This window comes from Winogradskyella ouciana, assembly GCF_009709615.1.
Classification (GTDB): domain Bacteria; phylum Bacteroidota; class Bacteroidia; order Flavobacteriales; family Flavobacteriaceae; genus Winogradskyella; species Winogradskyella ouciana.
The window spans coordinates 226,917-248,742 of the sequence record NZ_WJYA01000003.1; the positions used below are offsets into that span (position 1 = coordinate 226,917).

General features: G+C 35.7%; 13 protein-coding genes. All 13 read right to left on the reverse strand.

Annotated features, from left to right (window positions below; translation table 11 throughout):
• Nucleotide 1: 1 nt before the first annotated feature.
• Complete coding sequence (locus F1003_RS03865; RefSeq protein WP_155087897.1) at nucleotides 2–3,760, reverse strand: transglutaminase domain-containing protein; 3,759 nt, start codon at nucleotides 3,758–3,760, stop codon at nucleotides 2–4.
• A 17-nt stretch (nucleotides 3,761–3,777) separates the two neighbouring features.
• A complete protein-coding gene (locus F1003_RS03870; RefSeq protein WP_155087898.1) occupies nucleotides 3,778–4,971 on the reverse strand; it encodes a DegT/DnrJ/EryC1/StrS family aminotransferase in 1,194 nt (397 codons plus the stop codon).
• Nucleotides 4,972–5,277: 306 nt separating this feature from the next.
• The gene (locus F1003_RS03875) at nucleotides 5,278–6,231 is read right to left on the reverse strand and encodes a hypothetical protein (protein WP_155087899.1); all 954 of its coding nucleotides are present in this window, start codon (nucleotides 6,229–6,231) and stop codon (nucleotides 5,278–5,280) included.
• A gap of 28 nt (nucleotides 6,232–6,259) precedes the next feature.
• Nucleotides 6,260–7,084 carry a T9SS type A sorting domain-containing protein gene (locus tag F1003_RS03880; RefSeq protein WP_155087900.1) on the reverse strand — a complete coding sequence of 275 codons (825 nt, stop codon included), beginning with the start codon at nucleotides 7,082–7,084 and terminating at the stop codon, nucleotides 6,260–6,262.
• 26 nt (nucleotides 7,085–7,110) lie between these two features.
• Complete coding sequence (locus tag F1003_RS03885; protein ID WP_202913875.1) at nucleotides 7,111–8,091, reverse strand: hemagglutinin protein; 981 nt, start codon at nucleotides 8,089–8,091, stop codon at nucleotides 7,111–7,113.
• Nucleotides 8,092–8,094: 3 nt separating this feature from the next.
• Nucleotides 8,095–11,760 (reverse strand): tail fiber domain-containing protein, encoded by a 3,666-nt coding sequence (locus F1003_RS03890; protein WP_155087901.1) that lies wholly within the window; start codon nucleotides 11,758–11,760, stop codon nucleotides 8,095–8,097.
• Between the two features lie 134 nt (nucleotides 11,761–11,894).
• Nucleotides 11,895–13,067: a ScyD/ScyE family protein gene (locus F1003_RS03895; protein ID WP_155087902.1), complete on the reverse strand. Its 1,173-nt coding sequence runs from the start codon at nucleotides 13,065–13,067 to the stop codon at nucleotides 11,895–11,897.
• 12 nt (nucleotides 13,068–13,079) lie between these two features.
• Nucleotides 13,080–13,685, reverse strand: coding sequence for a hypothetical protein (locus F1003_RS03900; protein WP_155087903.1), 606 nt, complete (start codon nucleotides 13,683–13,685; stop codon nucleotides 13,080–13,082).
• Nucleotides 13,686–13,712: 27 nt separating this feature from the next.
• Nucleotides 13,713–14,318: a hypothetical protein gene (locus F1003_RS03905; RefSeq protein ID WP_155087904.1), complete on the reverse strand. Its 606-nt coding sequence runs from the start codon at nucleotides 14,316–14,318 to the stop codon at nucleotides 13,713–13,715.
• A 32-nt stretch (nucleotides 14,319–14,350) separates the two neighbouring features.
• A complete protein-coding gene (locus F1003_RS03910) occupies nucleotides 14,351–15,790 on the reverse strand; it encodes a DUF11 domain-containing protein (RefSeq protein ID WP_155087905.1) in 1,440 nt (479 codons plus the stop codon).
• Between the two features lie 10 nt (nucleotides 15,791–15,800).
• Entirely contained in the window at nucleotides 15,801–18,914 is a 3,114-nt protein-coding gene (locus F1003_RS03915) for a M43 family zinc metalloprotease (protein ID WP_155087906.1), read from the reverse strand.
• A gap of 3 nt (nucleotides 18,915–18,917) precedes the next feature.
• On the reverse strand, nucleotides 18,918–20,516 hold the full coding sequence (locus F1003_RS03920; protein ID WP_155087907.1) for a hypothetical protein: 1,599 nt from the start codon (nucleotides 20,514–20,516) through the stop codon (nucleotides 18,918–18,920).
• A 20-nt stretch (nucleotides 20,517–20,536) separates the two neighbouring features.
• A complete protein-coding gene (locus F1003_RS03925; RefSeq protein ID WP_155087908.1) occupies nucleotides 20,537–21,508 on the reverse strand; it encodes a hypothetical protein in 972 nt (323 codons plus the stop codon).
• Nucleotides 21,509–21,826: the final 318 nt, after the last annotated feature.

Genomic DNA, 21,826 nt, shown 5'->3' on the forward strand with positions numbered 1-21,826 from the left:
ATTATTTAAACCCAACATATTCAGCTTCTGCGTCTAAAATTCCTTTTACATAAGTCTTATACTCTGCATAATCCTCTGGATTAATATTATCGTAAGGCGTTGTGCAGTCTATTGTTACTTTTAACTTATTTGGTTTTGATACCTCATAAGTTATTGAATATTCATGGTTTTTGAATTTAAAGCTCTTGCTTTCTGGGATTTCTACAAAAGATTCACCTTCTTTAATTTCGATAATATATTCTGTCTTATAGGTGTCTACAGTTTCGTATTGGATATAATCAATAATATAATTACGCTCTTCTAATTGAATTATAGAGTTTTCGTAAGGATGAGATATTATTGGTAGTTGCATTATTTTAATTGAACCAATACTGCTCATTTTTTTATTTAAAGTTAAATCTGTTTTAAAAGATACTGCTGTATTATCATCCTTCTTTTCAATATCTGAAATTTCATTTAATGTAAAGTCATCAATCAATTTTGCTTTATAATCGTCATTCATGTTATTTTTAATGACTTCAGCATTAGGTTCACTAAAAACTTCGTTGTAATACGAAACATTATGTCCTTTTACCTCTGTTGTGATATCTAGGTTCAAATTATCATCATTAACGTTTAACACAATGAGGTTTTCAACGTGGGATTTAACTCTATTAACATCATCTAAATGAATTAAATCATACGTCTTATTTAAGTTCTCTGACGCTAAAGGTATTTCTAAAGCCGTAGCTCCCCTTAAGCTTGTTGGCAACGCTTTATATGGTAAATATTTACTCGTAAGCTCTAAGAATTGTGGTTTGCCATCTATCATTACCTTAACGATACAATGGTTAAAGTCCGTGCTTGGCAGCACCAAGTTGTTTCTTCCGTAATCTGATGTCAGCACCAAAACCAAATTAGATTTTAATTCTGCCATTTTAGCTAAGGTTACAAATAGCGTAGAAAAATCTTTACAGTCACCTAAACTTGTGTTTATAGTCTTTGCTGGTTTTTGAGGAATAAATCCGCTTTGTTTAAAGCTTACATAACTATAGTTGAAGTTAGATGTAATATAGTTGTAAATAATCTTTGCGCGTTCATCTTCGCTAAGTTGCTTATAACCATCAGGGAATAACTTATTAAACTCCTCTTCTACTTTGGTGTTGATTTCAATTCTAGATCTCACCAAATCCGAATACCAAATAGATATATCATTCCAATCGCTAATGGTACTAAAATGTAAATACTCAACATGATCTACAGAGTTAGGCATATAATCCTCAGCAAACATTAATGTTTCAGGATTGTTTATTTCCCATTTGTATAAGTTGTGATCTTTCTTTTTTATTACTTCTGGTTCTAAATTACCATTCATGTATTTGTGATGTAATTTTACCGAGTGAGGTACTAAAATTTCTACCGAAGTCATTACCGCTGGGTGAAAAGACGCCATTTGTATTTTATCTGAGATATCTTTATAAAATCTTCCGGTTGTAGACACAATACCTTCATAATCTATATATACAACATCACCAATGTTGATATCATTAAATACAAGATTAGAGCCTCTTCTATCTGCCGGAACCACATTACCATTAGGTTTTACCAATTCAGACTTTAAAAATTTATAAGACCCACCAAGTCCTAAGTTGTATTCTTTAAACGTTTCAATACCATTGTTAGAGGTAACCTCGTAGATATAAACATAACGGTATTTAAAACCACCCTCTTCAAAAATTTCTATATTACTATCGTCCATTAGAATATTAAACCCATAATTGTTGGTTGTGATTTTGTTTCTATTGGATTCTATATAATCATAAGCTTCTTCTACAACTAGGTCATTAATGAGATTTTCCTTTTTTGAAATATCATTTATTTTATTTCTTAATTGGGAATCGCCACTATTATGGGTTAGCGCCTTTTCGTAATATTTTAGAGCTTCATCGGTTTTACCCAATTGTTTTAAAATATCAGCTTTTAGCTCCATGGTTGTAAAACTATAAGGATAGTTTGCAAGCATCTCCTCTGCATAAGGCAATGCTTTCTTATACATTTGATGACGCATATAATTATTGACAATCCGTTTTAGATACGTATTATCATTTGTTAAATGTTCGTAATCTTTAACAACGAGAGCCAATGACTTTTTCTTCTGGTTTTTATCCTCGTAATATTGTATAAGTTGATTTTCTGCGCCCATACTGAACCCGTTCTCTACGATATCCTCTAAAATAGAAATGGTTTTGTCTTGATCTTGAAAAATCTGATCATAGAATGGTGCATATTTAAGTCTAAAACTATCGTTACCATATTTTTCGGCTAGAGTGTTTAGGTTTTCTAATGTATTCTTAATACCGTTAATGTCTTCTTTTCTTGCATAAGATATAAAATCGGCACCAGTCTTAATGAGTTCAGAATCAAAGGCTTTTTTAAGTTTTACGATATACTCATCAAACTCATCCATAGTTAGTCTAGACAACTCACCATATTCAGACAGTTTATTTAAAATCGGAAGATAATAATCAGGGTCGTCGCGCTCTATATTCTCATTAAGTTCATTAGCAGAGGTATAATCGTTTTCTAAATTATAGGTTTGCATCAAAGCATTACGAAGAAAAGAACTTTTTGGGTAGTCTTTGTAATGTGGCATTAATACATTTCTAGCCTCTTCATATTTTGAATTCCTTATATAAGTGGCATACAATGCATAATGGTAAAGAAAGTTATTTGGATTAGCTTCTATCTTCTCTTTAAAAAAGGCCTCGAAATCATTCTCTTGCTCTTCCGGATTTAAAGCTTCCAGACTTGAAGTATTATAACTAACCGGATTGCTAGAAATTGTTACGTTTTCTAAAGGCTTCTTGTTTTCATCAAAAAGTGACAACAAGAAATAAGACGTAGAGTTACTTTCGGCAGTTTTTACCAACAATCTGTTATTACCCTTTGGTAAGTTAACGGTTACTCCGTAGGCATTTAAGTCTGTTGATACATCTTTATCATTTTTAAAAATCTCAACATCATTTAAAAAAATCTTAAAAGCAGACCCGCTTCCCATACGGATAAAAATCCTTTGGTCTTCACTAGAATTCACAAATGTTTGAGCGTAATTAACGCCAGAACCATATTCGTTATGGTTAGTAAAAAACTGATAAGCCTCTTTACTATTAGTACCATTGTACCAACCTAAATAGCCATTACTTCTCGCATCAAACATGCTCTCATTACTTGGATTGTTTTCAGCTTCATAAAATTTGTCCAGTCCACTTTTATTAAGATTCTCAAAACTTCCGCAGTACTGCCATTCCTTTACACTATTAATTTTATCATTAAAGCTGTAATAAGCATCCCAATCATTTTTGTGTCGCCCTTTTATGGCTTTGAGATATAACACAGCATCTTGTAAGTCTACATGCGATATGCCATGATCACTAATATCATCGATAGTTTGAAAAACCTGGTTATTAAAACCTTCATCTAAATAATCTTGAAACAAAAAAGATTTGTTCCAGAAGGCAAATAGATAATATTCAAACTCGTCTTTGGCCAAAAATTCATCCAAAAACTTTTTACTGGTAATGATCTTGCCGTTTTCATTTCTCAAAATTTCATTAGAAAGCAACCATTCTAGATCAGAACTTTTGTTTTTCTTGATTAATTTTTCCGCTTCAACTCTATCATTGGACAACAGTTTGTTCCAAAATTCTTCATGATTACTTTGAGCCAGGCAATTAAATGCAACAAAAAGAATTGCCGCAATGGAGAGGTAAACTTTCTTCATAGGTTTATTTGAGATATTTAATTAATAGTTTCAATAATTTGAGCCATTTTATTAGCTCTGGTTTTTACTTCTTCTTCTGTCCAAGAGAGTTTTATTAGGCAAGAAATATTTCTTCCGATATAATGGTCGGATTGTTCAAAAGATTTGGTTTGAAGATATTGCAAACCTTCTTTTACTTCTTTAGAAATTGGATATAAAGATTTTAAATTCGTTAAATGGTCCCATTTTCTTATATAATGCCAATTGTTGTCATAGTAGTGAAAACAGGCATCAATACCATTATCTTTAAATGCTTTGGAAACTTTTCTTGCAGACTCTAAATCTGGCAGAAAGAAGTTTAAAAACGCATAACTTTCCTCTCCACCATCTGGTACAGTTCTAAAAGTTATTTCAGGAATATGGGACAAAGCTTCTCTTATAATGGTATAGTTTCTTTTCTGAATTGAAATAAATTCTGGCAGTCTCCTTACTTGAGCCAGTCCAACTGCTGCATTTAACTCTGATATTCTAAAGTTATAACCCAAAAACGGATGGGTTTCAGCACCTCTATCATTACCAACATGGTCGTGCCCATGATCTGAATAATGATCTGCATTGGTATAATAATCCTTGTTATTTGTGACTACTGCCCCACCTTCTCCACAAGTAATTGTTTTTACAAAATCGAAAGAAAAGCAACCTAAATCAGCGATGCTTCCAAGAGGTTTTCCTTTAAAGCTACCTCCAATGGCTTGGCATGCATCTTCAACAAAAATTAAATTATGTTTATCACAAACCGTGCGTAAAGCATCCATATTGGCCATGCTGCCACACATTTGTACTACCATTACGGCTTTTGTTTTTGCTGTGATCGCTTCTTCAACAGCCTTTGGGTCTAGCGTTAAGGTATCATCAATATCTACCAGTACAGGGATTGCTCCCAACATCATAATAGCTTCAAAACTGGCAACGAAAGTAAATGTTGGCATAATAACTTCATCGCCTGCACCCACTCCAGCTGAAGCCAATGCTATTGAAACTGCAGCAGTACCACTCGATACTAATTGTACATAATCTGATTGAAAGGTTGAGCGAAGTTCAGCTTCTAATTCTTTAGCTTTCCAATGACCTTTACGCATGCCATCAAAGCCATAGCGCATTAATACTCCATTATCTAAAACATCATTAACTTCTTTGCGCTCTAAATCGCTGAATAACTCAAATCCTGGCATAAATTATCTTAAAATTGAAGTCTTAATATTAAAACAATTTTAAGTTTCTGCCAAAGGTTTAATATTAAAATTACTACAATTCAATGATAGTGTCGGATAAAGGTTTTCTTATTTTTTTAAGCTTGCGAACATATCGTCTTCAGCTCTATAATCTAGAGGTATATCGGATTAGAATATAATTAATAAAAACCAACAGTATTATTTAATCTAACCTCATATTCAGTGAACAAGAATAGACACTAAACTTATCTAACCTTTAAACATAGGTAGTTTGTATGGCCTTGAAATTGTTGAGTGTGTTAATAACTAATCGAGTACTTCAAAAGTATGAAGCATTCCTTTAGCCTTAGCATTAGGAACTTCAGCAATAAAAACATAATTTCCCGGTTTTAAGTCAACCTCAAAATAACCAGTACTGCCTTCATCATCATCATTATACCCGCCTAAAAATGTTAATCCTTTTGGTACAGGTGTTATAAACCCTTTAGGGTCATACCAAACCATCCAAGCTTCTAATTCTTTCATGCTAGCGTAGTCCTCTAATTTTACAAGATGTATATCTGAAGTTGCAAAATTTTCATGCATTTTTTGGTTTACAATGTCTACTTGAAAAACGTGTGTTCCCTTTGCGATGTTTCTATCAAAATGAAACCCATCTTCCTTAATTGAGATGGTGTCAGTTGCTATCGGAGGTTTGTGACCACTATTAGCTTTTGACACATAGACCTGCTTCACCATGCCCATAGTAGAATGAAACTTACCATTTGGCATTTTTACATAACACTCAACACTATAAAGACCAGGTTCTAAATAGAGGGTAGAAATTGCAGTTGATTTTGGAGCAATTAAGCCAGAACCACCACTTGGAACGACGTTACTGAACCATTCTGGCATTTTTCCGAAAGCGGCAAAACCCTCTTCGGGTTTTCCTGCGTTTATCAAGTCCATACCCTCTTCAAAAACAGGATCAGCTTCATTTTTAAAATTTTCTAAAGTAATTCCTTCTGGCATTTTTACAAATCGAAAGAAGTGGGTTTCAGCTGCCCTGTTGAAGTATTTAAAGGTGTTCCAACCAGAAGAAATAGTATCTGCCATATCGAACTCCATGGCTCGAGTAACAATTGTAGTCATTGGAATTTTTTCTTCTTTTACGACTTCTCTATCTTCTGAAACCTGCTCTTTTTTCTGGTCGGATTTACAGTTAAAAATAACAGTTAACATAACAAGGGTTAAAATGGCTGGGTAATTAAATGTTTTCATAATCTGGTTTTAATGATTTGATATAAAGTTAGTTAATTATTATTTTTTTTGTTGTAACCCCTTGGTTTGTTTCAATTTTGAGTAGATATATACCTTGTTGATAACCATCAACCTCTATCTGATTACTATCTTTAGAACTATATACTTGCTTTCCTAAAATGTTATACAGTAGTACACTTTTTAATGTTTGATTTGTTGTTATATATAGGGTCTTTGAAACTGGGTTTGGAAAAATGTCTAAGTTCGTAATTACACTATCAGGAATGGATAAGGTGCTAAATGAGAAACTATTTAATGTAGGGTCATTACCGCCATAATAATCTATTGTACCTGCTCCATTTCCTATACCATCAATATCGGCATTAAAAAAACTATCCAGTACGTTTCCTGCACCTTGTGCAATTGGATCCGTATTTTCCAAAAAATAGAGTTCACCAAAAGCAGGTGGATTTACAACCTCAAAGCTCACCAAATCTATTTGGGCAGTTGCAACATGTGAATAGATACTTTGCCCTGGGTTCATTGTAAGTAAAAAAGCATCTTTAGTGCCATCTCCTAAGCCTTGCCCTATCAAGAAATCTGCATCATAAGAATTTAGGTTCCATGTTCGTCCTGTAAGTAACGAAATGACATTTTGTATTTCTGATATCCCTGCTGGTAACATTAAAGTAAAACCTACATCAGATATATCAACAATTCCATCAGATGTATTCGAGTCAAAAGAATTGAAATCTGGAATGAACACCACTTTAAAAGCATTGCCAGATTCATGAATAATTCCAAATTTATATTCCTGTGCATTAATAGCATAAATAGAGAATATTAACAATAATAATGTGAAATAATGTTTCATGATTTTGTGTTTATATTAAATAACTTCTAATTTCTAAAAGGAACTGTTGTATGAATAGTATATGTAGGTGACCCAAAACCGTTGGATGGGTGCGATAGTATATTATCCCTTACTATGTTTGTGTCGTTTCCAGAACCGCTATATTTACTTCCACCATTTAGGTCTAAATCGGTATTAAAATACCCCAAAGAGGTATAAGAAATTGATTCAAATCCATTACTAGGATCTGCAAGTACCTCATCCTTAATGACACTAATACTACTATCTGCCCCTAAAAAACGTATTAGATTTACGTTATTGGTATCTCCAGACCAGAGAGCCAATGCACCACTGTTTAGTACCATCCTAGCATTATTACCATAGGTAACCAAATTACTGTCAGTAAAATCCACTAAAATGGGTGTCTGATTTAGGTTTATTATGGTATTAGTCATTGCTCCCAAGTGGTTGCGATGGTTTACCACAACATAATAACTCTGCGGAGAAGCAGTCATTTGCAAGTTTGAGATTCCATCAAGACCTACTACATCGCCATCACGTTGCAAGAGTGCCGAGCGTGCATTAATCAGTTTTTGATTATCATTGGACGCTCTTAATTCTACCCAAACCCAATCAACTATAGCATCATTTCCTGTCGTTATAAATACTGAAGCATTGCAAGTTGCTTCGTCTTCATATGGGCTTGTTATTGGCAAGTACCCAAAATCTCGTAAATTATCGTTCATTAATCCTACTATTTCAGGATTAAGGCTTGGACCTTGTAAAAAAAGTTTTGGATCTATTTTAATTTTTAGATCACTATTAATAAACCCTTCCGAAACAGAAATTGATGCTGTATTTAATTCTTGAACATGTACCTCACCCAGTGTATATAAAACCTCAATTCCTCCAGTTGTTGTACTTGCTCCACCACTATCTATGCTAAATTTCTCTATGGTCTGTGACTGTCCTGAAAATCCAAAACAAATAAAACCTGTTATGATACCTAATAATTTAAATATTTTCATAGTTTAATTTTTTACCAACTCTATAATTATTGGTGATTTATTGTTCTCTAAAGCTTCTACTCTATTTAAAAGTGTTTGAACAGCCATTGCTTGGTTTTCATTTGATTGTTTTTGATTTTCCAATAAGGCTTTTAGCTCATCTATTTGTTTTTGTTGGTTTTCTATAATAATTTGTTGTTCTTGAATAGCTTTTATAGCCACTACTCCAAATCCTGAATAGTTAAGTTGATAGAGGTCGTTTTCTTTATTATAATTTACCAATTCTGGATAAATTGGTTTTACATCTTGAGCTATTAAACCAATATGCGTTTGCTTGTTATTATCTGTTTTATAATGATAGGTTAATGGTTTTAGTTGCATAAAATCCTGCCAGTTAAAATGTAAATCATTAAAGTTGTCCTTTACTCTCCTATCTGAAAGTGCCGAATACGCACCTGAAGCACTGTTAAATGAGCCTACGGCATTGGTATTTCCACCAGCTTTTGAATACAAATAGAGTTGTCCATTACTATTTAGTGTATAAAACCGCCACCAATTCTCATTGGCACCTTTGTTTTGTAGTTTAAACCCATTTTCAGTACCACCATTATCATGATAAACTTGAAAATCTGAAGTAGGCTCTTCATTATGGGTGCCTACTGATGTAAACCCATTTTGTAAAACTGTAAAAGCATTTGAACGTGAAGATTGTGAGGTTCCATTTCCTATTTGAAAAAGTTCAGTTGTGGAGGCTGTGTGATCATTATATCTTCCTACTACTGTTAGATAACTTTCATCAGCTACTGTGTTGCCTCCCATTACTGTAGAATAAGAACCTGAAGCTATTGTCTCTATGCCAAAAGCCGTTGATAAAAAGCCTAAAGCTCCATAATTATTTGAGGATCCAACTGCATAACTCAAATCTATTGCACCATAACCTATATTACCATAAGCTGAAGGCACTCTATATTTCAATCTCCAACCAATACCATTCCCTTCATCAATTGCTTCTAAACCTGTAGCATTTCCAACATTGGCTTCTAAATACTCTTTGGTGATTAATGCTTTTGCGTCCGTGATCTCAGCAATATCTAAGCTTGGTGCTGTTATGGTTCCGTTTTTTAAAACAGTTAATGCATTGCTTCGACCTGCCGAACCAGTGCCATTTCCTACTTGAAACAAAGTCTGAGATGAAATAGTAGCGTCATTCCAGTTACCTATTACAGTAGAATTATAGTCGTCTGCTATGGTACCATATCCAATTGCCATAGAATTACTTGCTGAAGCATTTGCAAATGGTCCCATAGCTACAGAGTTTTCTCCAATAGCATCAGAACTAAACCCGAACGCCATAGAATTGAATCCTGAAGCATTTGCCTGAGTCCCCATTGCAATTGAATTGTGCCCTATTGCACTTGGGTCATAACCTACTGAAAATGAATTAGTTCCTAATGCTCCGCTAGTGTCTGAAGCATAAAAAGAATAACTTAAATCCACAGCATTTTCACCAATATTCCCATAGTTATTAGGGTCACTGCCTATTAGGCGCCAACCAATGCCATTCCCTTCGTCAATAGCTTCTAAACCTGTTGCAATTGAACTATTTGCTTCTAAATATTCTTTGGTTATCAATGCTTTAGGGTCAGTAATTTCTGCTATATCGAAGCTTGGTGCCGTAATAGTACCGTTTTTGAGAATTGTTAAGGCGTTCGAAGGTGTTGTATTCCCATTTCCTATTTCAAAAAGAGGGTCTGAATTAATCCAATTCTGTGGATCTCCTCCTCCAATATTATTTAATCCGAAAGCTGTAGAAAATCTAGATTGTGCTTTTGTGTTGTGCCCAAATGCAGATGAATAAATTCCTGAAGCCTCTGTATATGCTCCAGTAGCGATTGAAAAATCACCTTTACTTCCGTATTCTTCTGAATTCAAGCCTGAAAAACTTAAATCAACTGAATAACTACCTATACTACCATAATGGTTTGGATTAGTTCCAATAAACCTCCAACCATTACCATTACCTTCATTTAAAGCTTCTAAACCAGTTGGGTTGGTACCAGAACCACTACCAGAATAATTGGCATCTGCAAATTCTTTGGTAATTAATGCTTTTGGGTCTGTAATTTCAGCCATTTCAAAGCTTGGTGCTGTAATAGTTCCGTTTTTAAGTACTGTAAATGCATTACTTTTGTCACCAAAACCTGTACCATTACCTATTTCAAACACAGGGTCTGCCCCTACCCAATTTAATGGGTCTCCACCACCTATATTAAAACCACCCAAGGCTGTGGAATACAAGGCGGACGCTGATAAGCCATTGCCCATTGCTATGGTATTTTTTCCCGTTGCAAATGAAAGTTCTCCTGAGACCAATGAATTTTCTCCAATAGCACTTGTTCCTTTACCTAAAGCTGTACTATTATCTCCTACGGCTTCAGTTTCTAAGCCCATAGCAGTTGACGTTTCTCCAGATGCTTCTGTATTATAGCCCGTTGCCAAGGCGTAAGCTCCAGAAGCCTCTGTGCTAAACCCCAATGCCACAGAACGGTTGCCTACAGCTCCATCCACAGCTGAAGCAATATTATTAATACTTAAGTCTATAGCCTCATTGCCAATGTTTCCATAATTATTCTCGTCCACTCCCACTAATCGCCAACCAATACCATTGCCTTCATCAATAGCTTCCAGTCCTGTTGGGTTAGCACTAGAACCTCCACCTGAATAATTAGCATCTGCATATTCTTTAGTGATTAAGGACTTGTTGTCTGTAATCTCTGAGATATCAAAACTTGGAGCAGTAATTGTGCCGTTCCTCAATACCGTTAAAGCATTACTGCGTACATCATTAATACCATCTACATAGTGCCCATTTCCTATCTCGAACAAAGGATCTGTTGATGCAGCCAATAATGGGTCTCCACCTCCAATATTGTAAATCCCTACTGCCATTGAGTTGGGTGCCTCTGCTCTAGTACTGTGCCCTAACGCCACTGAAGTATGTCCGGAAGCTACCGAACCTGCACCCATTGCAGTAGCTTGTGATTGTGATGCTATTGTACCAACACCAGATGCAAACGAGCCTTGACCTGATGCAGTTGTATTTAATCCAACAGCAGTTGCATAATTCCCAGTGGCACCTCTTGTCGTTGAAGATGCCAAACTATTGCTTAAATCTACCGCTCCATCTGCAATAGGACCATAAAAATCTTCTGGCCTATCTATTAAACGCCAACCTCGTCCATTACCTTCATCAATTGCTTCAAGCCCGGTGTTGTTAGATTGTTCTGCATACAATGCATAAGGCACCGCCTTAAATTCTGTAGTACCAATATCTATAAGACCAGAACCAGAATCTATTTGAACCTTTAAAAAGCGTGAACCAAAAAAACTCGTTGTTCTCCAATCTAATTGATCATAACCATCTTCATAACCAGATAAAGGTACCCCTTCTCCTATGTTGACCATAAGAATACCATTGGCATCTGTATTAACAGCATGAGTCTCAGCATAGACCACAGTTGTAAACTCAATTACGGGCCCTTCTAAAATAGAAAACTCTATTGTTATAGTCTGATTGGCTAAAACATTACCTAAATCATCTTTTACTATTGCTTTATAATTGATGGCTTGTTGGGCATAGGCCATTATACCTAATACTAAAAATATTAACGTGATTAGTTTTGTTCTCATAATCTTGTATCTTGTTGTTGCTTCATTAGTCTTACTAATTTTAGTTGTTCTATATATTGATATTGTTCACTTTGATGTTTTTAATCTATCAGTTAAAAATTGTTTTTTTGTCTAAGTCATGTAAACTTTACCCATTAAAGTGCTTCCACATCAAAATCTAACATGCGCACAGAACTTAAGTTTTCTAATACCCATGCTTGTCCATTTTTATCGAAAGTAATAGCTCCTGGAAGGCTTAACCCTGTGATAGCAGCATCAAAGGTGCCATCTAAATGGTAACGGCTTATGGTACCACCAATTGGGGTTAATCCAGGGATTCCTAGTAACGACATCCAACTGTTTTCATCCAATTCCACGACGTAAAGCATGCCATCAGGACCGATTTCAATATCAATTACAGAGGTTAGGCCATCGATTAAAAGTTCATAGTCTTGTGAAGAAGTTCTCTGGTCGAGTACAACATTATTTTCACCAGACTTTATCTTCCAAATACGGGACTTTCCTATCGGAAACACACCATCCTGAGGCCCTAACGCACCTGTAAGCTCCCCAATATAAATGTTATCATCAGTGTCTATTGCAACAGAGGTGGGTACAGGTTGTGCATAACAGTCTATTTCCCCTTCTTCACCGGCATTCCAGCGAATTAGAAACTCACCATTGTCATCAATAGGTGGTGTCAATATTGCTAGCCAGTCAATGTCTCCTTTATTTGAAGATGATAAAACCGTGTTGCCTGCAGCATCTGCTATATAGGCAGTATTGCCAGAAGAGGCTACTTTATACGGGTTGTTTTGTGGCCCGGCACTAAAACCGTCTATGGCTTCGCATAGTTGGTCTTTCCATTGTATCCCAAAAAAGGCATCTGGATCATTATTTCGCTCAAAAGCTGCCAGGTCTGCAACCATTCTATAAGTTCCATTAGAAACTTTGTATAAAGCCCCATCTAATGCCAAGTCAGACCCTGCCGAAGTAACAAAAGCATTTCCGCTACCTATGGAGGCCACACCTTGTATATCCGTGCTTGTATTTACAGTAGCCATGGTACTTACCTGACCATTTTTTATCACTTCTAGCGTTCTACCCTCGGCTCCATTTACACCAACCATAATACTACCATCTGGTGCTGCAGAAATATCATATACAGCCCCATTAAATGTATAAGGGCCAGGTGATGCATGTTTGGCTGCAACAGCAACTTTTGCATCGGCTGATAGGTTATTAGTGTCTAGCAATTCCGTTTCACAAGACGCTGTTAATAATAACAAACAAATAGGGGCGGTGATTTTTAATACTAGTGTTTTCATAATGTTTAGTTTTTATTGGTTTAATAATTCTGAAAGAGGAAGTACTTCTATGGCCTCCCATATCTTGTTTAGTTCTATATGTGTTGCACCAATCGTCATAACTAACCTGTCTTGGTATAATAAGTCTAGCGTGTGTTGATTGAGTGATTTTATAAAGATGACCTTACCTTCCATTCCGTTTTTACTGAAATAAGTGGTGGTGCTTGTACTGTTTTCAGTATCCTCTTTTTTGGTTTTATATTTTGAATACCGTTTGTATAGTTTTGCGCCATCTACTCCGGCACAATCGGTAATGGCGATCGACATCGATTTCTTGTCAGGGCCATGGTATATGGCGTTAGCACCACTGGCATTACGGGCACGTAAGGTACCTTTGCCTGCAGTAGTTCTGTTCATATCGAGCAAAGTCTCTGGAAATAGGTCTACCAAGACGTCTTCGTTTAGAGGCGTAGTATTTGCTAGTTTCCTTGCTGCGTCTGTTGGTTTTGGTATAGCTTTAGACGCTGTTGTGGTAGAAGCTTTGTCTTCTTGTTGTAAAGCTGTATCACTTTTGTTTGTTTCGTTACCACAGGCAAAACACAAGCTAAATCCTAGTATTACAAGTATGAATTTTTTCATTATGTTATTATTTACTAGTGTATGCTTTTACAAGTCGTTAAGTTTCTCTAAGTTTAAAGTGTCTATCACTTGCCAAAGCTCGTCATTGTTTAAACCATGACTTTCTATCTTGATGCCAAAGCGCATGTTGTATAAAAATAAGGCCCTATAAAAATTGTCTTTCTTTATATAGGTTTCTAGCACCTTCAAACTGTTACGCTCGTAGGTTTTTTCATAACCTGATGCATTTGTGTTGTCGAGTTTTAAATTTTGCGCCATGTAGTGCGAATTGATGGCCAATAAGCCATCTTTACTAGCACCATCTACAATAGCAAGCTCTAACCTTTTGTCACCATTTACGTAGATGGCTCCTGCAGATGCAATGTCGTTTTGCGAAATACGGGTTTTAGTAAACTCAGACCTTTTAAAGTCTCCTAGGTTTTCTGGCAACCAGTTTTGGAACTGTGCCTCAGTAGCAGGATCTGTGGCTTTAAGTTGCTCCCTAAAATCGTTTGATTTTGGTACTTCCTTAACCACCTTTTTGGTTTGGGCTATGACTTCTCGACCCTCTTTTTCTTTTTTAGCATCGTTGCCACAAGAACATATAGTCAGTGTTATTAAGAATAGTTTAAAGATGTGTTTTATGGTATTCATGATAGCGTTTTATTAAATTCTGAAATAGTGTATTAATTTTGTTGAAAGTTAAAATTGAACTCCTGAGCGTTAGTAGGTAACGTTACCGTAGAAGGCTCATAAGTATAGATAGCAACGGCTCCATCCGGGTTAGTGATTTCTGCCAATCTTCCTTTAAAGTCAAATAAAACCGATGAGCCAGCACCTTCCCCTTGGGTTACCGAAAACTTTATGCAATTAGAACTCCCTCTACAGGGTACAGTCTCTTCCTCTACACCAGCTGCACCTCTAAAAATTTGTGGATGATATATAAACACCCATTCTACCATGGGGTATCTATTTGGTGCTACATATAGCTCATAACCATTATAAATAATAGGCTTTTTGTGCCATTCTAAATCGACTTCCTTACCATTTACTTTGGGAAGATCCATTGGCATTCCTTGAATTGGGCCTGTAAACATTTTAATCATGTTTTTACCCATATTCATCACTTGCTCAAACTTTATCTTATAGTACTGTCCTTTATCGCCCGAGTAGATATACCCATCTTTATCCCAATACATAGGGTCATTTTTTTTGCCTTTGCTGTGGTCTTCCAAACGCATGGCCATGGTATCAAAATCTAAATAAGAAATTATTTTATCGCGTTTATGCTCCATGACCATTTTAATATCTTGATCGAATATTAATGTGTTTATGGCATCCACATTACTATTACCAGAGTCACTATAGCCAGTACTATTGCCACTATTGCCAGTGCCATTACCTGCCATTACCTCGCCTAATTTAACATCTTGGCCATCCCCATCGTCTTCATCTCCTTTATCATCTATAATTAGCCCGTTGCCATTGGTATCTATGCCATTATTTGGTGTGCTATCTGGGTCTAGTACGCTAGAGCTTATAATTTCTCCTGTGGTCATTAAATCGGTATCGTCCATCACCACAGCCATAATGGTCATAACCGCCCTATCCCAAGCTTCTAGCGTTCCGACATCCCATAATTTACTATCTCTATTGTATGCTCCCTGAGTTACAGAAATATTTGAAATGGCATAACTCTTTGGTATATGAACTTTAGAGGCTATAGCATTGGCAATTGCTGGCCCTTTGTTATTTACAGCTATGGTAAACGTCACTGCTCCACCTAATTGTGTAGCAAATGGTTGTACACTTGCCTGAAGGTGTAAATCGGCCTTATCATTTTTTAAAGCTGGCTTTTTAGCAGATGGCTTATTTTTTTGAACAGAAGCTACGGAGTCGGTTGACTTGTTCCCTTTCTTATTTCCCTTTTTATTTTTTTTCTTAGAAGTGCTTAGGGTATCCACCACCTGGCCAGTTTTTTTACTGACCACTTCATCTGTTTTTTTTAAGAGCGTTCGCTCAACAGCTGCTTCAGCCTTTTTTCTAAGTTTTTTAAGCAACTGTGCTTCTGCAGTATAACCAATACTTAAGCAGAGCAATGTGAGTAAAATGTGTTTTGGTTTCATGATTATATTTTTACAAATTATTGTTTAGATGATATGTTAGAATTTTTCCTGTTGTGCTGTTTGAAATCATAACGTAGTTTCTATATCTATTGCCATCAAAAACATCGTAAGGAGTTATGGTGTCAAAGCCAGGTTCTATATTGCCATTTATTTTTGAGCTGTTATACCAATTTTCTCCAATTTTCCAGTTTTCTGTTAAATTGTATTGCATAATTTGTCCACTATTCTTATCTAAAAAAATTATGTTAGGAATTTTTTGTCCGTAATTATTTAAAATGGGAGCATAGGTTACAGTTGTCCAATTGTTATCTACAAAAGTTGGATCTCCAGTCATTAGATTAAAAATGCCAGTTTGGTTTATAGAAGCTTTTCTTGCATACCCATCGTTTGGATTATAAAAAATCATGTTTTGACCAAAACTTTCAACTATATGTGAGCTGTTGTAGTAATGTTGGTTTTCAGCAATTTTTTCACCTAATCTACCATCTGCATTTAACGTATAAGTTGCTGTTCCTGCTTCTCTTTTAAAAAGGACTAAATATTTGTTAGCGTTTATAAATGCACTACCCCAACCAAAACCTACTTGGTAAGGTTGCGCAGCACCTAAAGTTCCATTTGAGTTTAATTTTATTATACCAAGTTCGCCATTACTATAGTTCATTAGAACTAAGTAATTATTAAGCCCTTTTCTAAAAGCACCAACAAAAGACATGTTACTAGTATAGTCTTTGTAATCCATTTTGCTGCCTAATTGCCCATGTTTTCTAAGTTCATGTATGGCAATTTCACTTGTAGTATCATTAAAACAAGCCATATAGGTTTTATTACCAATTTCAAAATGCTCTACTGCTTTCCATCCAGGACTTAATGAAGCGGTTTGTATATTTTGTCCAATCCCCCCATTGACTTCAAACCTATAACCCCTATCTTCTTCCATCCCCAAATATGCAGTATACATACGTTTAATTTGATCGTCAGAAAAAACGTTTTTACATAAACTAGGAGCATAAGACATGAAATTGGTTGGGTCTGGATTATAACTATTATTTGAGCTATCTGTGGCTGCTCCTGTATATATGCAATTTTTTACCACTGTACTATTTAGCCCTGGGTCCGCAGGGGTATCACAACAGTAATCGCCTGCAGTTGAGCAATTATCTCCATTTATATTTTCTAAACTTGTTCTATCTACTTCATGAGTATGTAATAAATTAAACCAATGTCCTATTTCGTGTACAAGAACAGTTCCACCAGCAGCATTATTCATAATAATATGTTGGTCTCTTATACTTTCACTTGGAAAACTTGACCATGACCAACCGCTTTTGTTATTTACATCTTTTGTGTTCTTCACGAAATATATATTTAATTTCCCTTCAATATTGTTATTGGGGATATTTAATACCTCAACTTCCTCATCAACATCATCTCCAAATACGAGTGACGTATTAAACATTTCGTCATTATCTATAAACGAAATTTTATCCAGATGCAAATACACCCCGTATTTATCAAATAGCTCATTGGCCCTATTAACACTTGCATATAAATCTTCTAAAGAAAGTCCCCCTTGACGGTTACTTAGCCTTAATATATGCGCTGCAATTGGTATGATGGTATAATTTTCTGTTGGAGAGGTAGAAAAGCGTACTTGCTGCGGGAGTATAAACTGCCCATCAATATATTGAACCGTGGGTAAACCCCTTAGGTCTTCGACCGTAAAGTTTTCGAGAAATTTTAAACGTTTGTTAAACAGCGAGGATGAATCTGCCAAAATCTGTATTTGTGCCTCGGTTGGTACTGCTCCACATGTGTCATCAGCCATATTTTGGTTTTGGGAGGATGAAATAATGTTTTCTTGAATATTTGGGTCGGTATTCCCCAAAACTGGTGTATTGGTTGATATAGATGGGGCATTTATATTTGTATTTGTATTTGTCTCTAGATTCTTCTCGGTTTCCCCTATGTGTTCGGCATCTTGGTTTGGGAGCACGTACAGAAAATTATCTTTTACCGTTAGCGTTTTAGTAGGTGTTTGTAAGCTAGTTTTAGTTTCAAAATAATTCCCTGGCAGTGTATTGCCAGAAGTTTTAATAACGTATAGCTCAGAACTATCAAACCTTAAATTTTCAGTAATAAACTCCTTTTCAAAATTAAAGACCATTTGAGCTTCCTTTTCGGGGAGCAGTGTATAACGACCATAAGTGTTGATATCTATAAATTGAGGTTTTTTAATATCTGAAAACTCATAAGGCCTAACCGTTTGGTTATCTGTATTCTGAATATTGATATCCGGTTTTTTAACATCAGAAAATTCATAAGGTCTTACTTCATGGTTGCCCGAAATGGTTCCAAAATAGGTTTTTGTATTAGGGTAAATAAGCCTTAGATCAGGTAGTTTTTGAAGATTTGCTACCGTGTTGATATCTAAAACCTTGTTGGTTTTTCGATCCACAATCATGGCTATTTTAGTTTCTTTTGGTGTAGATACAATACTAAAATTGGTAAACCCCACTTTGGCGTCGTGTCTAGAATCATTGATTTTGCCTCCAATGGAAACCATAGTGGGTTGCATTTTAAATCTGGGGATGTTAAGTACCAAATGTTCGTCTAGGTATATTTTAAGTTTACCAGTTTTGCATTCGATCTTTACATGGCGCCAAACTGGTTCTAAAGTGTGCAGCTCATTTAGGTAATTTTTGGCATGTCCTGGTTGTGGATGTTCCCAACTGGTTTCCAAGCCATCTCTCTTTAAAATGATAGGTTTGTAAACAATATCATCTTGTCTATATCCATAAATCCCGTCCCAAAACCTAATCTCAACACGTTGGCCATAAATGGAAGAGGTAAGGCCAAAGAACATATCAAATTCAACGGTAAAATCATCGCTAAGGTAGTTGTCGGTTTGCTCATTTATTATGGGCTTTATAATACTACCATGACTGAAATTAATGAATTTGTAACCATCCTGTTGATCTACAGTAGCCATACCAGCCACCAAGTCCCACTGGCTGGGGAATTCTCCCATGATTTCATTGGTAACATTGTCTTGGAAGTTTTGAGCGTTTACCAGTGTAAATATTGAGAAAACTACTAATATGGTGTAAAAGGAAATATATTTCATAACTCAATCATAATAATTCTGAAGTTCAAATTCAACCCAAACAGCAGCTTTCCCATGGCTGTTTCCCAACCGGATTGGTCCTTCGAGGGTCTTTCTGGAAGTAAATCGGAGCCACATAAAACTACCTCTTGATCCATACTCATAAAAATCATTTAAAGTAGTTATGGATGTGTCATAGTATTGAACTAAGTTTGAGTTGTCGGGAAACTTCTGAATTAGTAAGTGGTTTAGTAATTCTTTGATCTTTACTTTAATACTTCCATTAAACAAAATTTGGTGATTATTATTGGTATATTCTTTTAACCAAATAAAGAATTTGATATCATTAACCGCATCCATGGTATAGTGGGCATTATCCAATTCATAGTATAGAGATGCGTTGGTAAAGTTTCCAATTCGAGTGTTTCCCTTTTCAACATGAATTTGATTATCCATATCACCACATACCAGTAAATCCCCACCAGGAACAGCGACATTACAATCAATGTTATTATCGTAGTGAAAAAATTGATCATAATCAGCACTACTGTCCTTGAAATAAGAAAATAATTGAAGAGCATAATCATCTGGATTATCACCAGAATCTCTTTCATCTATACATAATAAATCAGTAACTGTTATTTTTAATATTCTTGGCTTTTCTATCTCCAGTGGTGTTAATTGAGGATTAGTTGAAACTACTAAAGGTTCATAAGGTGTATATATTCTAATACTATCTTTATCAATGGGAATTTCTGGTGTTTCATTTATAGTGGTTTGTATTTGTCCTGTATGTTGCGCTGTGGTATGACTATTAGTTTCACCACTATTAGTGCCAGTGCCTTGATTATCTACCGTCATGTTAGTGTTTTCAGTGCCTGTGGTGTTAGTGGTACTTGTGATTCCTGGTGTTTGCGTATTAGTCGCCAAAATATCACTTTCGGTATGTGGTTCACCTATATCTTCTTGGGTCTGGTTTTGTATGCTTAAGCCTGTAATAGTCACATTGGTTATACCTACTTTGGCGTCGTGTCGAGAGTCATTTATTTTTCCACCTATTGAAACCATGCTAGGTTGCATTTTAAACCTAGGGATGTTAAGCACTAAACGTTCGTCTAGATAAATTTTAAGTTTACTAGTTTTGCATTCTATCTTTACATGACGCCATACAGGCTCTAAAGTATGAAGTTCTTTAACGAAGTTTTTTGCATGTCCTGATTGAGGATGCTCCCAACTCGTTTCTAAGCCGTCTCGCTTTATGATGATGGGCTTGTAAACAATATCATCTTGTCTATATCCGTATATCCCATCCCAAAACCTAATCTCAACACGTTGGCCATAAATGGAAGAGGTAAGGCCAAAAAACATATCAAATTCAACGGTAAAATCATCGCTAAGGTAGTTGTCGGTTTGCTCATTTATTATGGGCTTAATAATACTACCATGACTGAAATTGATGAATTTGTAACCATCCTGTTGATCTACAGTAGCCATACCAGCTACCAAGTCCCATTGGCTGGGGAATTCTCCCATGACTTCATTGGTGACATTGTCTTGGAAGGTTTGGGCAATAGACACTGCACCAAACAACATTGAAAAAATTATAGAAACGAGTGTTTTCATGGTGTTTTGTATATCTGCTTTTAATTTTTATTTGTAGGATCTAGCCCCTTCTTAAGTAAATCTTGCCCGAGCATTTTCTTTTCAACAGCCTTTGGCACCTGCACATTACAATCTTCATAGAAGTATTCTATTTTGCCTTTGCCCGATCCATAGAATGGATCGCCTTCTACAATTATGTTGATTTCAACCAGTCTGTTTTGATTGTCAAATAGCGTATAAGTGCCTTCGTAACCTTCGTCTGTAACACTAAACTTAGTACAGCCCATTTTACCTCTGCACGATTGTACAGATTCCCTATACCTACTGGCAATCATCTCATTCCTAAAATGCTCTGGTTTTAATACAAACGGAAAATCGACATGCATAAAAGGATACACAGCCAAGCCTTGTTTCTTCATCTCTTCCATACCTTCAAAAATGGCACCTTCTGGTAGTTTATATGCCGAAGCCATCATGCTTGGTGCCATCATATCCATGCCTGGCATAGTTAAAAGTGCGGTCTTTGTGTATTGGCCTTCCGTTTCATTGTAGGACACAAAAAATCCATCACTGTCCACAAAAGCCGTTTGTGCTTCACCCGTTTGCGGATCTGTAAAATAGGATTGCATCGCTACGGCATCTGCATCGAAATAGGAGACGGCATCCGATTGTTTTTCCTTATCGTAAGAGGTTACCCTAACATCTTCTGTGTACCACGAGCGCTTGGTTTCAGTATTATTGTCAATGGCAGGGTTTTCAAATGTCATCCCATCTGGATAGGACGTTTTTGCAGTTAAGGTAGAATCTGATTTTAATTCTACCTTAGGTGGATTTACAATACCGTCAATAGCTTTTTCTGTTTTATTGCTTACGATCTCATCCGTCTTTTTTAAGAGTGTACGTTCAACAGCTTGTTCAGCTTTCTTTTTGAGCTTCTTTAACAATTGTGCTTCTGAAATTGAACCGACCAATAGACAGGATAGTAATGTTATTATGTACTTTGCTTTCATCATTAAAAGATTTATGTTTTTTTAATTTTTATAGCCTTCAGCACTTTATTACCTAATAGTAACTTAACGGTGTACTTTCCATTTTTTAAATGGTCTAAAGAGATGTAAATGTCTTTGTTAGGCACTGTGCTTTTAATGTTTTTAACATCCATAGTCTGGATAATTGCTTGTATAGGATTACTTTCCTAGATGTTGATTTAGCCAAATGTACTTTAGGATTACTGTTTGCTGATGCACGTATGTAACATTCTCTTGCACTTATGTAACACAAGCTAAATCGGAAGAAAAAAAATCATTAAATTATTGTATTACAAATACTTA